11 protein-coding genes are annotated in these 13753 nt (G+C 69.5%); 3 read left to right on the forward strand and 8 right to left on the reverse strand.

The window, feature by feature from the left end; all coding sequences use genetic code 11:
* Positions 1-5 precede the first annotated feature (5 nt).
* Complete coding sequence (locus OZ403_RS14555) at positions 6-1283, reverse strand: DmpA family aminopeptidase (RefSeq protein ID WP_268784441.1); 1278 nt, start codon at positions 1281-1283, stop codon at positions 6-8.
* Between the two features lie 110 nt (positions 1284-1393).
* On the opposite strand from OZ403_RS14555, the gene OZ403_RS14560 reads away from it, so the two are divergent.
* Both OZ403_RS14560 and OZ403_RS14565 read left to right on the forward strand, forming a co-directional pair.
* Entirely contained in the window at positions 1394-3061 is a 1668-nt protein-coding gene (locus tag OZ403_RS14560) for a HEAT repeat domain-containing protein (RefSeq protein ID WP_268784442.1), read from the forward strand.
* A gap of 182 nt (positions 3062-3243) precedes the next feature.
* Positions 3244-4302, forward strand: a complete 1059-nt coding sequence (locus OZ403_RS14565; RefSeq protein WP_268784443.1) for a hypothetical protein — start codon at positions 3244-3246, stop codon at positions 4300-4302.
* A 6-nt stretch (positions 4303-4308) separates the two neighbouring features.
* On the opposite strand, the gene OZ403_RS14570 is transcribed toward OZ403_RS14565, so the two are convergent.
* The 5 genes from OZ403_RS14570 to OZ403_RS14590 all read right to left on the reverse strand — a co-directional run bounded on the left by OZ403_RS14570 (position 4309) and on the right by OZ403_RS14590 (position 10019).
* Entirely contained in the window at positions 4309-5442 is a 1134-nt protein-coding gene (locus OZ403_RS14570) for a hypothetical protein (RefSeq protein ID WP_268784444.1), read from the reverse strand.
* A 79-nt stretch (positions 5443-5521) separates the two neighbouring features.
* A complete protein-coding gene (locus tag OZ403_RS14575; protein ID WP_268784445.1) occupies positions 5522-6700 on the reverse strand; it encodes a hypothetical protein in 1179 nt (392 codons plus the stop codon).
* Positions 6701-7594 (reverse strand): hypothetical protein, encoded by an 894-nt coding sequence (locus OZ403_RS14580; RefSeq protein WP_140854193.1) that lies wholly within the window; start codon positions 7592-7594, stop codon positions 6701-6703. It abuts the gene before it with no gap.
* Between the two features lie 49 nt (positions 7595-7643).
* Entirely contained in the window at positions 7644-8705 is a 1062-nt protein-coding gene (locus OZ403_RS14585; protein ID WP_268784446.1) for a BamA/TamA family outer membrane protein, read from the reverse strand.
* A 9-nt stretch (positions 8706-8714) separates the two neighbouring features.
* Positions 8715-10019 (reverse strand): alpha/beta hydrolase family protein, encoded by a 1305-nt coding sequence (locus OZ403_RS14590; protein WP_174260035.1) that lies wholly within the window; start codon positions 10017-10019, stop codon positions 8715-8717.
* Positions 10020-10183: 164 nt separating this feature from the next.
* On the opposite strand from OZ403_RS14590, the gene OZ403_RS14595 reads away from it, so the two are divergent.
* Positions 10184-10783 carry a TetR/AcrR family transcriptional regulator gene (locus tag OZ403_RS14595; protein WP_140790433.1) on the forward strand — a complete coding sequence of 200 codons (600 nt, stop codon included), beginning with the start codon at positions 10184-10186 and terminating at the stop codon, positions 10781-10783.
* A gap of 127 nt (positions 10784-10910) precedes the next feature.
* Here OZ403_RS14595 and OZ403_RS14600 read toward each other — a convergent pair whose 3' ends face one another.
* Both OZ403_RS14600 and OZ403_RS14605 read right to left on the reverse strand, forming a co-directional pair.
* On the reverse strand, positions 10911-13010 hold the full coding sequence (locus OZ403_RS14600; RefSeq protein WP_268784447.1) for a lamin tail domain-containing protein: 2100 nt from the start codon (positions 13008-13010) through the stop codon (positions 10911-10913).
* Between the two features lie 95 nt (positions 13011-13105).
* Positions 13106-13618, reverse strand: coding sequence for a TetR/AcrR family transcriptional regulator (locus OZ403_RS14605; RefSeq protein ID WP_268784448.1), 513 nt, complete (start codon positions 13616-13618; stop codon positions 13106-13108).
* Between the last annotated feature and the right edge of the window lie 135 nt (positions 13619-13753).

A 13753-nucleotide genomic window follows, 5' to 3' on the forward strand; every position in this document is an offset into this window, starting at 1 on the left:
CGGCGTCACGGCGCGGGCGCGGGAGGCGCCAGCCGGCCGTACTTCTTCATCACCTGGATGAGCCGTTCCTGGGGCAGGCCGTAGACGCGGCTGCTCTCCGCGCCCGTCATCGTGTCGGACGCCAGCATCGAGTTGAGGATGGCCTCCTGCGTGGCCTGGATGGTGGCCTCGAAGAGCGGCGTCATCCGCTCGTTGTCGAGCGACGAGACGCTGGCCACGTCCGTGCCCGTGGGGGGCTTCAGCCGCTGCGTGGAGAAGGCCAGGAAGATGTCGCCAGAGGAGTTCCCCCCCAGGCCGCCCATCTTCCCGATGCCCAGCGGCACGCGCTTCGCCAGACGCTCCAGTTGATGCGGCAGCAGCGGCGCGTCCGTCGCCACCACCACGATGATGGAGCCGGCGCCCTCGGGCGTGCGGGGCTGGGTGTCGCCGCGCGACGTCGCGCAGGCCGGCATCTTCTCGAACATGCTGTGGCTCGGCTTCTTGGGCCCGGTGTAGCAGGGGCGCAGGTCGTTGAGCTCCTCGCCCACGGGCACGCCTTCCACGGTGAAGAGGTGGCGCGCGCCGTAGTTGCACTGCAACAGCACTCCCACGGTGTAGCCGCCCTCCGACGCGGGCAGCTTGCGTGACGCCGTGCCGATGCCGGCCTTGAAGCTGTGGCACACCATCCCCGTGCCGCCGCCCACCGAGCCCTCCGCGACAGGGCCACCCTTGGCGCCGTCGAGCGCGCGGTGGGCGTGCGTGGCCTTCACGTGGAAGCCATAGATGTCATTCAGCAGGCCATCCCACGTCTCGGCGACGACAGGCAGCCCCAGCTCCCACTCCAATCCGCGCTTCATCGCCCACGAGATGACGGAGTCGCGGACGGTGCCCACGTCGTTGGTGTTGGTGAGCATGACGGGGCCGGCGAGCTGGCCGGACTCGGTGAGCCAGTGGGAGCCCGTCATCTCACCGTTGCCGTTGAGGGCGTAGATGGCTGCGAAGACGTCCTCGGACACGCCGTCCTTGCCGCGAGGCAACACGGCGGTGACGCCGGTGCGCACCGCGCCCTTTCCCCGCGGGCCGCGGGTGTCGCCCGAAATCAACGTCGTATGGCCCACCTCCACGCCGGACACGTCGGTGATGGCGTTGTTCGGGCCCGACTGTCCGCCAAAGGTGATGCCCAGGTCGCGGGCGCGGGGCCTCGCCTGGGTGGACTGCGCTTCCGCTGGAAGGGACCACAGCAACAGACAGGACACGATTCCCAGTCGCAAAGGGAGACGAACGGGTTCATGGCGTGGCGTCATATCGCGACCGCGTCAGGCCCCCAACTGGAGGTCCCGTCTGGCCATGTCCGTTGTCTCCCTGCCAGTATCTCTCTGAGTCCCCTCGCCGTCGGGAGGCCGCCGGGCCGCACATGGCTGAACACGAAGACCTCGATGCGCTGTGGCGCAAGGCGCGGCCGGATGACCTCGCCTCGCTGCGGCGGCTGGATGCCGCACTGGTTCGTTCCGGCTACCAGGTGGAAGGAAAGACGGTGCGCGAGTGGATTGCCGCGCTCGCCGGAGACCGCATCCGCTGGTTCGACGGCAGGGATGCACATGACCGCGTGTGCCAGGCGGGGCTCGCGGCGGTGCCCGCGCTCATAGAGGCCCTGGCGCGAGCGGACCAGGAGGCTTCCTGGCAAGCCACGCGCAACATGCTCGGGCAGTGCGTCGCGGCGCTGGGCACCATCGACCCGCTTCCCACCTGTGCGATTCCGGCGCTCCTCGACGTGCTCCGTCAGCCTGTGGCGCGGGTCCGGCGAATGGTGTTGGCGGTGCTGACGCGCATGCGCCCACGCGCCACCCCCATGGCCCTGCGCGCCGTCCTGTCGTGTCTCAAGGAGCGGGGCGACACACCGACGCGGTTGCACGCGGCGCAGGTGCTGGCGGCGATGCAGGACCCGTTGCCGGAGAAGGTCCGCGTCGTCGCGCTATCGCTGCTCGGAGATGCCCACCGCGCGGTGCGCCGGGAGGGGCTCCATGTCCTCGCTCGCTTTCCGCGCGACGAAGAGGTCCTCACCGCGCTGGAGGAGCAGGCCATTCTGGACGATGAGAATCGGAACGAGGCCCTGCGCGTGCTGTCGCTGCTGGCGCCGGCCCGAGCGATTCCAAGGCTGCTCGAAGTGGCGAGCAGCGCGAGGTCGCGCCGGCAAGAAGACGGGCCGCCTCCGCCTTCCTGGCGGGGCCCGCTCGGTGAGACCCGACGGCTCGAAGATGGGAAGCGAGCCCTCTTGTTCATCGCCCGGCTGGGCGTCCGGGGCGCGGAGGCGCTGGCGTCGCTCGACGCGCTCCGGGCCGTCGAGGTCCTGGCACCCTATGTGGACGCCATCATGGACGACATCACGCGCGCGGTGCTGCGAAATCGAGCTCCGCCCTTGAGGACGGAGCGTTTCCAGGAGCCGCTCTGCGCCGCGCTCTTGACGGACGTGGCGTGGCCCGTCGAGCGCACCGAGGAGCCGTCCCTGGCGCTGCGCCCGTGGCTCGAGTCCCTGGCCGCCTTCGGCACGGAGGTGGAGGTGCGCGTGGCGCTCGCCGCCGCGAGGCATGTGCTGTGGCTGTGGGAGTCCCAGGACCCGAACAACGACTGGTCGCGCCGCGCCGTCATGGCCATGGACCGCTGGCTCTGTGAGCCCTCGGAGGCGCACGCGGCGCAGGTGGCCGCGGTGGGAAACTTCACCCCCAGCCAGTTCTGCGCGCCGGATGCCTTCTCCGCCGCCTGGTCGGTGAACTACGCCTGCGGGTGTGTCCCCCGGCCGTCCGCGCCCGACGCCCCGCGCCGGCCTGAAGAGGACCCCCTGGGCGCGTGCGTCCATGCCGCGTGCCGGGCGCTGAGCCGCCGGTCAGTCATCACCTTCGCGCTGGGCGCCAGCGAGGAGTCTCCAGAGCCACTCAGCCCGCGTGAGTCGGCACGACAGGTCCATCGTGCCATCGTGGACGAGGTGCTGCCCTGGGCCTGTGGTGCCTGGGACCCCGTGAAGGACACGCCACGGCTGCGCGATGCGCTGCGCGCGGACGGCTGGCGCATCCCCGGCGCGCCCTGACTTCGCGCGTCCGGCTGTCCGCGGGTGTGCAGTGGCCGTGAGACCGCCGGGCCAGGAAGTGTGCACGCGTCAGACGCTGACGTACGTGAATGCCCCCCGAGCGCGCGTGCGGTCCGCGGGGGCAGGTGACAACCCGCTGGCCACAGGCCTGAGGTCCGGCCCCGTGACTCATGGGGGCGTCCATGGCGTGGAGGGCAGGGGGCGGAGTCCAGCGGTGGTGGGCCGCCCTGCTGTGGGGGACGTGTGTCCTGCTGGCGGGCGTCGTCCGCGCGGACGGGTGGCACGTGGAATACGACGCGCCGGTCCCGCTCTTCCTGGACCGCAGCTACATCCTCGACTCCCCCAACCGCATCCGCCGTCAGGGGGCGCCGAACTCCCCGGAGAAGCTCATCTTCGAGGCGCAGGTGGCGCCCAACCTCTTTCTGCCACAGCTCCAATACGGAGACTTCACGCGGCCCGGCGGTGAGTATTTCCTGTCGCTCATCATCACCCCGGCGGTGCAGCTGCGCATCGTGGACACGGCGAGCGACCCCGCCATCCCGCCGTCCTTCATCGCGAAGGCGACGTTCCAGGTGGCGCACCTGCGACCGCTGGCGAAGCCTCGGGCGGAGGGCGCGGCGGTGCGGGGATTGGCGCTCGCGCTCAACGTCGTCGTGGCGCACTACTCGAATGGGGAGTCCGGGTGCTTCTACAGCAACCAGACGCGCGGCGAATCCGGGTGCACGCCGTCGGAAGGGCAGCTGCCGCTGAACGAGGTTTCCGGCAGCTTCACGACGAACTTCTTCCGCATGGAGTTCCACAGCCGGTTGGCTTTCGACGTGGAGCCGGACCTGCGCAACGCGTGGTTGGTGGGCGGGTTCGCCGCCTTCGAGCTGAACACCTCCATTGGTCCTGGCCGCATCACCCGCTCCCAGCGTGCCGTCTACGGTGACGGACACTGGGCGGCCGGCGTCATGGGCCAGCGCACGTGGAGCAACCACCGCTTCCCGCTGGAAGTGTCCGTGTCGCAGCCCTTCGGGGAGACGCCCTCGCAGCGGGCCACGTGGAGGGCTGAGTTCGGCGTCTACCCCCGGTGGGGCGCGGGCTTCGGCGTCTTCGCGCGGTACGTGAAGGGACAGGACTACTACAACATCCTGTTCCTGGAGCCCGTGGCGCTGTGGCAGTTCGGGCTCGCCTTTGAGCTCAACCCCGGCGCGCGACTGCGGGCGGCCGAGGAAGGTCGGCCGCCCGGGTTTCCTTGAGCCGCTTCAGGGCAGGCGCGCGTCGAGCCACGTCAGGTGCGCGTCGACCGTCTCCGCCACCGCCTGCGCCTGGTCCGACGCGCTGGGGTCCGTGTAGGGATTGCCAATCTCCTTGTGCTGCCACTTCACCCAGGTCTGCTTGTACCAACCCCAGTCGAGGTTCGTGCCCGTCGCGGGCGGGGTGCTGCCCGCGTAGCCGGAGAAGGCGCGGATGCCCGTGGCGGGAGCGACCTCCTGGCCGCCCACCACGTGGAAGATGTGGAGCCTGTCGCGGCGGGGGAACTGGGCCGTCAGGTTCGTGGCCCACGCGCCATAGAAGGTGCCCCAGGGCCGCACGGGGTTGTTGATCTTGCTGTCGAAGGTCCCCAGCTCTCCCTGGCTGTTGCGGCACACGCCGTCGAACGACGACACGTAGATGTCGATGCCGTCGAGCGCCGTGTTCGCGCGGAGCGCTTGCGCCATGCGCATCATCAAGCATCCACCGCGCGAGCTGCCCGCCAGGTAGATGGCGCGCGTCTCCGGCCGGACCTGCGCCTGGAGCCAGTTCGAGAAGCCATTCACGATGCGCTGCTTCGTGTCGCTGTCGAACAGGTGGTCGAAGTTGGCGTCGTTGACGACGGACAGGTACGTCTTCCCGCTGGGAAACCACCCCAGGGCGCGCAGCTTCATGGCCAACGAACGGCCGTCCAGGCTCACGTTGGGACAGGAGACGCTGTCACAGGACGCATCCCAGTTGGAGGACTGCCCGGTGACGCCGCTGGAGTGGCCGCTGCTCGAAATCTTCTGGCCCGCGGACATGATGACCAGTGCTTCTCGCATGGCAGGCGCGTCCACCTCCGCGATGCGGATGTTGTGGAGCGCGACGTCCAAAGCGCCCGCCGCGCGGAAGTGCTCGAACCCCGCCGCTGCTTGATAGGCTCCCGAGCCGTTCCTGTAGACGACACGGCGGGACACCACCGTCTGGCTGCTGCCGCTGGGATACGTCAGTGCCTGGGCCTGGGTGTCCAGCGCGCCGTCGGACTCGGACGCGGACGGGGCCGGCTCCATGGGGCCCCCGCAGCCCGCGAGGGCGCCTGTGAGCAGCAGGGCCAGGTTCAACCTGGAGAAGACACGACGAGCGACGCGTTCGGTGCGGACCATGGTGTGCTCCGAGGGCGGAGGGAGGTGCATCGGCACGCCCTGGGCACGCCCCCCTGGGCCCAGGTCGAAGTCGAAGTGCTCAGGGCACGCTCACGGTGGCTCGGGCCAGGGCAAGCCAGGAGTTGCGCCGGCCCGGATCCTCCAGCGGCGCGGTGTCGTACCGCTGGGCGTACCCGGCGGCACCGAGGCCGAAGAAGGAGGTCACCCACCAGCGGACCGCGAGGGCGCCGCCCGTCGTACCGCCGGGCTGGATGTCGGAGGCGCCCCGGCCCAGCCACAGCCGCTCCACGCGCGCGGCGAGCTCGACGGCGCCCGTGGGCACCTGCCCGGCGTTGACGGCGTCCATGCCGGTGGGGTCGTTCGGCGCCACGGGCCAGCGAGCGCCGTCGCCCCGGGGGCGTCCCACCACCACCCAGGACACCTCCAGCGAGGCACCCTGGCTCTCCATCCGCGGCAGTCCTTCGCGCGGGGTGTTGGGATTGCCATCGGTATCGCGAGAGCGCCGCTCCCAGGCCGCGGCGCCTTCCGCCAGCACCCGCACGGGCCCAACGTCCAGCCGCGCGTGCGCCTCCACCACCGAGCGAGGCCCCGACACCGGCGGGGGCCGGTAGAAGACGAAGTTCTGGGGGCCGATGCCACCGATGCCGGCCCGGTCGTAGGCGTTCTCCACATGGACACCCGCGCCAGCGCGGAAGCCCCAGAAGGCATCCACGTTGCCCCGGGCGCGGCCCCAGCGTCCGTCCACGCGGGCGTCCAGGGCGGGCAGGCTGTTGTCATTGCCCAGCGGACTGCGCGAGCCATTGCCCACGCGCACCCAGGCCTCCACGGGCAGCGCCTTGGGCGCCCACCAGGCCTCGATGCCCAGGTCGCGGCGCGGCCAGAACGTCTGCGCCAGCAGGGACAGCTCGGGAATGGCCCGAGTCTCCAGGTTCTCGTCGCGCGCGCTGATGAACAACGGCGTCTTCGACATGCCCATGGACAGGCGCAGCGACTCGCCCAGGGTGGCGGCCACGAAGGCGTCGACGAGCGAGGGCTTCTCCTGCGCCCACTCCGCCACGCCGGAGGCCATCAGCCAGGGCACGGGGTAGGCCCGGGCGCCCACGCGGAGGCGGGCCAGCGTGACGCCGTCGAAGCCCTCCACCTCGGAGACGTGCTGACGCCAGTCGATTTCACCCACCAGGACGGGCTGGAGCCAGTCCGGGGCCGCCAGCGCGGGCGTGCTCGCCAGCGTGGCCACTGCGATGAGGACATGGCGCATTCAGTCCACCGGGACAATCTGGAGGAAGTGCGTGGTGCCGTTGGACTCGTCCCCGTCGTGGTCGGCGAGGAAGAGGCGGCGGTTGGCGGCGTCGTAGGCGATGCCGCGCACGTTCTGGAAGCCACTGGCGATGACCCGCTGCGCGCCGGTGCTGGGATTGATGCTGACCACGGTGCCCTGACGGGTGCCCGTGAGCAGCGCGCCGCCCGGCCCGAGCGACAGCAGGTCCGGCTCGGTGAGGGTGGCGATGGTGGTCAGCTCCGAGGGACGCGCCAGCGGCGAGCGGTACACCTTCCCGGCAATCTGGTCCGCGATGTAGAGCGAGTCACCCACGGCCAGCACGCCCACGGGTTTCTCCAGCGCGCCCACCACCTCCTGCTCGGTGCCGTCCAGGTTGAGCAGGGCGATGGCGCCCACATTCACGTTGCTGTTGCGGACGAAGTAGGAGTTGAAGAGCCGCCCGTCCTCCGTCACCGTCAGGCCGATGCGGCGGCGGTTGGTGGGCAGTCCCGGCACCGTGCCGGTGGTTCCATCCGGCCGCGCGAAGAGCACCGCGCCCGCCGTCCCGAAGCCGAAGCGCACCGTCACCAGCGTGCCGTCCGGCATCCGCACCACCTCACCCAGGTTGGTGCTGTTGGGCGGCGCGTCCGGCAGCGCGACGGCCAGGGACACGCCTTCACCGTCCCGGTATTTGAGGATGCGGTGGTTCTGGTCGTCGGCGATGTAGAGCGTTTCGTTCTCGGCGTCCCAGAACATCCCGTTGGGGTCGCCGTCCAGTGGGATGGCCTTGGGGCCCCGGTCCACGGGCGCATCATCCCCCGGACGGTCGGAGGGGGAGTCAGAGCAGCCCACGAGGGTGAGCAGGGCAAGAAGGGGCAACAGGGGAGCGCGCATGTCCGGGCTTCTAACTCACGGGACGGTGAATGTTGGCTGATTTCCCAGTCTAGAAAGCCTCGCCCACGTTCAAGTAGAAGCTCGGTTCGCTTCCGTAGGCGATATCGAGCCGGATATTGACGGGAACGTTTGACATGGGTGCGAAGCGCAGCCCTCCGCCAGCCGCGGGTTTGATGTCACGCAGGTCGAAGTCGCGCGGGCTGCGTGCCACCGTCGCCGCGGAGACGAAGGCCACGCCGCCCAGTCGCCAGAAGAGGGGCGCGCGGTACTCGACCTGCGCGCCCAGGTGCTGGCGCTCGCGGAAGCGCCCCTCCAGGTAGCCTCGGCTCAACTCCATCCCACCCAACCTTCCCGTGTCATAGAAGGGCGGTTCACCGTCGCGCAGGTCGACGAGTCCCTGCATCGCGAGAACGTGCCGCTGTCCCCATGGAAGTGTGAGGTAGCGCCGGACATCCAGCCGCAGCACATCGAAGACGTAGTCGGAGCTCCACGCGTCCCGCGCCCGGCGCAGGTTGAGCCGCGCCACCAGACCTGTCAGCGGATTGAGCGTGTTGTCCCGTGAGTCATAAAGGGCGGTGAGTCCGAATTGAACCGTCGAACCGCCCTCGGCGCCCGTCATTCGCCGCACCGCCCCGTCCTCCGCGAAATAGGTGAAGCGCGCGTGCTGATAGCGCACGGTGGGGCCGACATAGAGGCGGGGGGCGATGCGCCACTTCGGACTCAGTTCAAGCTCGAAGAAGATGGGGGTGAAGTCCTCCTCGTCCTCCGCCCGCGTGCGTGCGCCCATGCCGAAGAAGCGGTCCGGGAAGCGCGCCGCGCTGGCGGTGGCCGTCAGGTTCAGCCGGTCGTCGAGCAGATTCACGTCCGGCTGGAGGAGGAGGGTGAACTGGCCACGGGTGCTCGCGGCGGCGGCCAGCATCACCTGGGACTCCCTGGCGCCTCGCGACGCCGGGGGCTGATAGATGAGCGATGCCGCGCCGCCCAGGAGGAAGCTCGTCTCCGGCTGGTAGGCGGGCAGCACGAAGGGGACGACGCTGAAGCGCCCCTCCGGTGCTTCCTCGGGAGTGGCCACGAGCAGGACGCCGAGGACGGCCGTGAGGAGCGGTGTCATGGCGGGGCCTCAGACGTTTTCGTCGAGCCAGTCGAACAGGCGCGCTTCGGCCAGCGCCGTGGACGCCGCCTGGCAGTGCAGGGGCGCGGCCTCTTCGTGGGTGAACATCATCAGGTGCTTGGGTCCCCGGAGCGCGTCGTAGAGCTTCTGGGATTGGCCCGGAGAGGCATCCTCCGCCTCGCCCTCCATGATGAGCACCGGGCAGCGGATGCGGTCGACGATGGCCTCGTTGGTGAACTCCTCCAGCTTGCGGAAGAGCTCCGACGGCGACCGGGCGCCATGCTTCCAATACACGTCACGCAGCCAGTACTGGGCGGTGGGCCAGCGGTCCGCGAGCGCGGTAATCGCCTGGTCGAACTTCTCCGGGTGTGACTTCAGCAGCGCCAGCGAGCCCGGGAGGAAGCGGTTGAAGTGCGAGCTGGTGGACTCCCACCAGCTGAGGACGCCGGGGTTGGCGATGCACAGGGTGATGCGAGGCTCGAACGCCGCCGCCCGAGGCGCCAGGGCGCCGCCGAACGACAGGCCCATGAGGAGGATGCGGCGAGGGTCCACCCCGCTGATGCGCTCGGCCGCGTCCACCACGGGGCTGACGGCCTTCTCCCAATCCGGCCGGAAGCTCAGCCGGTGTTCCCGCAGCGAGCGGCCCTGGCCCGGGCCGTGGAACATGAGCACGTGGTAGCCGCGCCGGGCCGCGCCTTCCCAGACCCACTTCGTCTCCTCCGGCCAGGCATGCAGCCCCTGGTGGAGGAGGATGACGGGCGCGCTGGGCTTCGCGTGCGGCGAGCGCACGAAGTACGCCGCCAGCGAGGTGCCCTCGTAGGGGATGGCCAGCGGCTGCACGTCGTAGCCGAGCAGCCCGTTCGACTTCTCGAAGGTGGTGGCCGCCTGGCGCGTCACCTCGAGCGTCCGCGGGTCCTCCAGGTCCGTGTAGTGCATCGTCGCCGCGCGGTAGTAGTTCGCCGCGCGCGCGTAGGCCTGGCCGGCGCTCAGCAGGTGGCCCTTGGACTCGGCGTCCTGGGCGTGGCCGTGGACCCGCCGCGCCGTCTGGGTCCACGCCTCGAACCAGCTGCGCTCGTCCCCGGGCTGGATGCGGCTGGCCGTCTCCAGCACTTCTCCCACGTCGCTTTGGCCATGGGTGGCATGGCTGAGGAACCAGAGCACCTGGTTGTCCATCAGCCCGTCCCCCGTGAGGCGGATGTCGTACCAGGCGTCGCTTCGGGGGTTGAGGCCCTGCACGTCCTTGGACACTGGTGCCAGCGCGCTCCGCAGCCCCAACGCCGCCGCCGCGCCGCCAGCAAACAGCCCCGCTCCCATCAGCACGCCTCGTCGAGAGGGTCTTCCTGCGGTAGGTTCGCCTTCGGGCTTGACCATGGGATTCAATCTCCTGGGTTAATCTGTTGATTGAATCAATAGATTTAAAGTTGCCCGCGCCTGTCAAGCGCCGGCGCGGACTCACGTCGTTTCAGGGGTTTGCAGGGATGGGGACCAAGGAGCAGGAGGCCCGGGAGCGCATTCTCCGGGCGACCATCGTGTGCATCGGCCGGGATGGACTGGATGCGACGGGCATCCGGGAGATTGCCCGCGAGGCGCAGGTGAACAGCGCGGCCATCAGCTACTACTTCCGGAGCAAGGAGAAGCTGGTTGCCCTGGCGCTGGAGCAGACGCTGGACCAGGCCTTCGGGAACGTCCTGGAGGACTTCGATCGGCTCCGGTTGGAGGGCCTGGGCATTCGCGAGGCGTTCGAGACGCTGCTCGAGGATTTGATGAGCAACTCGCTGCGCTACCCGTACATCGCGCACGCGCACTTCCACGACGCGCTGGCCCATCAGCGCTACGACAGCTCCGCCATCCAGCGCTTCAATGCGTTCCTGGCCGAGCTGGCCGGGCGGCTGGCACCGGGGACGCCGCATCTGCCGGAGAACCGGCTGCGGATGGCGCTGACCCAGGTCTGGGCCTCCCTGAGCCTGCTGTCGATGATGCCCCGCCTGTTCGACCAGTTCATCCTGCTCGACTTCGGCACGCTCGACACGCGGCGCGCCTGGGTGCAGCAGTCGTCACGGCTCCTCTTCGTTCCCTGAAGGCGGCTTGCGCGCGTTACTGCGATGGTGATTCACGCATGGCCGCGGTTGCCGACGTCGACGCCGCGGCTCGGCCACGCCGCGAGCCCCAGGGGAACTCGCGACGGGCCGTGTCACACGTGTCTCGTCAGAACGCCGCGCCGTTCGCGCGCAGCCCTGGAGAGCTGGCGACCCCCGGCGTCAGCGTGTCATGCGCGACGAAGTTCGCATTCGGCGAGGCGTCCGTCGAGCGGTTGGCGGAAACCCCGGGCACGGTGGACGTGTAGTCGTAATAGTCCACCAGGGTGGAGTCCTGCCGCCGGACGCGCACGACGTCACTGCCGTTCCCCAGGCCCAGCAGGCCACTGGACGCGGCCAGCGCATTCGCCTGTCCCGCAGGCACCGCCGCGGCGCCACCGAAGACGACCACCGCCTTACCACCACCCAGCTGCGTCCCCTGCGCGAAGACATGCCGCGCGGAACCGCTGGTGGCGTCCCACAGCGTCCAGCCGGAGATGTCCACGGGGAAGCGACTGGCGTTGACCAGCTCCACGAACTCGTGCGCGGAGGTCTGGGCGCCTTCATTGGCCAACACCTCGTTGATGAACACGCGCGCGGCGCCATTGGCGATGGTCAGCGCCTCCTCATTCATGTCCGTGTGCGCCGGTTCGTAGACATCCACCACGCGTACCCACACGCTGGAGGCCGCCTCGTCCGGAAGGCTCCAGACGACGCGCCCCAGGGCCGCCGGGACGGACTCGGCCAGGAAGCTCCAGTCCGTGCCGCCATTGGTGGAGACCTCGACGCGGACCCTGCCCACGCCCCAGGACGTCCAGGTGATGGGCAGCGTGCTCCCGCCCTGGTACGTCCCGTCGTGGGGAGACTTCAGGCGGAGGAAGGGGCCGGTCGCCGCGCTGAAGGAGTAGCTGCTGACGACGGGGCGGTGGTCGCTGACCACGTTGAGGAAGTCGGGGAACCACTCGTCCACGTAGAGCACGCGGGCCGATTCCGCGACATAGCGGTCCGCCACCTCGTTGGTGGCCAGGGTGTGGTCGACGACGTTCTCGAAGCCAATGGAGGTGTCATCCCCCGCAAGCGACAGCTCCCGGGTGATGAAGGTGTAGCGAGCCGAGTCGGAGACGAGGTTCTGGTAGGGCGTGGCCAGCGGCGCGCCGGAGGTGGGGTCGAGCGAGATGGACTCGTCCACGTCGTCATTCCAGTCGCCAATCACGAAGACGTGCTGCGTGGGCAGCTGCTCGTCGAGGTACGTCTTGAGCGCCGCGGACGCGCGCTCCCGGGCTTCGCGCGGCCCCGTCGGGTCGGCGCTGTTGGCGCGCATGTGGACGACGATGACGGTGAGCGGCGTCTCCGCCCCGTTGATTTCGGTGGTGAAGTCCACGCGGAGCGGCGGGCGGTCCGCGAAGTCGGAGATGTTGCCAATCCGGACCAGGGTCGCGCTCTGGAAGGTGAGGGAGCTGTCGTAGAGGACGCCCAGCTTCTGGCTGCTCGTGCCGTAGGGAGACGTTCCGCCAGAGACGAAGACCGCGTTGTTGGAGAGGAAGCCGTCGAAGCCGGGGAGCTGGGCTTTGAGCAGGTCGAAGTCGGCGGTATCCACCATCTCCACCATGGCCCACAGGTTGGCGCCCGCGGCGAGCATGATGTCGCGCGCGCCGGCAATCTGCAGGTCATCGGACGTGCCGCCATCCGACGAGGAGTTCGACGGGCCGCGCGAATCCGAGCCGAAGTAGGTGAGGTTCCACTGGCCCACCGTGAACACGGGGGCGCCCGGCGCGCTCACGGAGAGCGTCAGCTCCCGGGTGCCCGTCTGGCCATTCGCATCCCCCACCGTGACAGTGAAGGTCCTGTCGGCCACCTGGGCGGGCGTGCCGCTGAGCGTGCCCGTGGCGGACAGCGTGAGGCCCGTCGGCGCCGTCCCCGCCGTGATGCTCCAGGTCAGGGGCGCGGTGCCACCCGCGGCGGCCAGCGTCGTCGTGTACGCCCGGCCCACGGTGCCTTTCGGCAGCGCCTCGGTGGTGATGCCAGGCGGCGCATCCTGTCCGGCGTCCGTCCCCGCATCGGAATCGGTGCCCGCATCGGAATCGGCTCCCGCATCGGAGTCCGTCCCAGAGTCGCGATTGTTTCCGGCGTCGACGACGCCACTGTCCGCGGGCGTGGGCGTGGGGTCGTCCCCGCAGGCGGACAATAGGAGCAGGACGAGAAGCGGCGCGAGTGCGCGGGGTGGCGACATGAACGACTCCAGGGCAGGGAACGAAGCTCGAAGGACAGCGACGGTAGCCGATGGGGAGGACATGCGCCCCCTACCACGACAGGGTCGCCGCGTCCTCAGGTCGCGCCTTCGTCAATGACTGACTGGATTGAGGCAGCCAGCCAGCGCTGGGTGGAGGTGTCGAGCCCTTCGGAAAGCCGTTGAATGGGCAGCAGCCTCCCGCTGACGAGCAAGCCATTCCAGAGGATGTTGAGCCGGGCCGCGCGCCCCTCTCCATCCGGAGCGCCCAGCCAGCGGGCCAGGGGCGTGATGACCTGCTCCTGGAGCAGCTCGACGCTGGTCGCGTGGGCTTCGGGGTCGGACGCCGAAAGGATGAGCATCGCCAACGGACCCGAGGCGTCGTGTGCGCCAAGGAAGAGGGACACCACCGTCTCTCCAAACTGGCGCCTGTCTATCTGGAGCAACGGGCCGATATCGAGCACCTGCGCCAGCGTCTCCCGGTACAGCCCCTGCTTGGAGCCGAAGTAGCGGCCCACGAGCGAGGAGTTGACTCCGGCCAGCGCCGCGATGTCCCGCACCCCCGTGTTGGCGAAGCCCTGTGTGGAGAAGAGGGTCCGCGCGGCGGTCATCAGGGAGGTGCGTGTGCGTTCGGAGTCTCTTTGCCGAGCGGCTGGCTTTGCAGTGGGCAGTTGGGGCGGGGGCATCCGGGTTTACTTACAATTCTGATTGCGTTATGTCTATGTAAGTAAACGGTCGTGTACATC

Source organism: Myxococcus sp. NMCA1 (assembly GCF_026810205.1).
Classification (GTDB): Bacteria; Myxococcota; Myxococcia; order Myxococcales; family Myxococcaceae; genus Myxococcus; species Myxococcus xanthus_A.

What these genes read in the sequence shown, in the direction of transcription:
- OZ403_RS14555 (WP_268784441.1), bottom strand. Translation starts at nt 1,283, where the DNA reads ATGACGCCACGCCATGAACCCGTTCGTCTCCCTTTGCGACTGGGAATC.
- OZ403_RS14560 (WP_268784442.1), top strand. Translation starts at nt 1,394, where the DNA reads ATGGCTGAACACGAAGACCTCGATGCGCTGTGGCGCAAGGCGCGGCCG.
- OZ403_RS14565 (WP_268784443.1), top strand. Translation starts at nt 3,244, where the DNA reads ATGGCGTGGAGGGCAGGGGGCGGAGTCCAGCGGTGGTGGGCCGCCCTG.
- OZ403_RS14570 (WP_268784444.1), bottom strand. Translation starts at nt 5,442, where the DNA reads ATGGTCCGCACCGAACGCGTCGCTCGTCGTGTCTTCTCCAGGTTGAAC.
- OZ403_RS14575 (WP_268784445.1), bottom strand. Translation starts at nt 6,700, where the DNA reads ATGCGCCATGTCCTCATCGCAGTGGCCACGCTGGCGAGCACGCCCGCG.
- OZ403_RS14580 (WP_140854193.1), bottom strand. Translation starts at nt 7,594, where the DNA reads ATGCGCGCTCCCCTGTTGCCCCTTCTTGCCCTGCTCACCCTCGTGGGC.
- OZ403_RS14585 (WP_268784446.1), bottom strand. Translation starts at nt 8,705, where the DNA reads ATGACACCGCTCCTCACGGCCGTCCTCGGCGTCCTGCTCGTGGCCACT.
- OZ403_RS14590 (WP_174260035.1), bottom strand. Translation starts at nt 10,019, where the DNA reads ATGGGAGCGGGGCTGTTTGCTGGCGGCGCGGCGGCGGCGTTGGGGCTG.
- OZ403_RS14595 (WP_140790433.1), top strand. Translation starts at nt 10,184, where the DNA reads ATGGGGACCAAGGAGCAGGAGGCCCGGGAGCGCATTCTCCGGGCGACC.
- OZ403_RS14600 (WP_268784447.1), bottom strand. Translation starts at nt 13,010, where the DNA reads ATGTCGCCACCCCGCGCACTCGCGCCGCTTCTCGTCCTGCTCCTATTG.
- OZ403_RS14605 (WP_268784448.1), bottom strand. Translation starts at nt 13,618, where the DNA reads ATGACCGCCGCGCGGACCCTCTTCTCCACACAGGGCTTCGCCAACACG.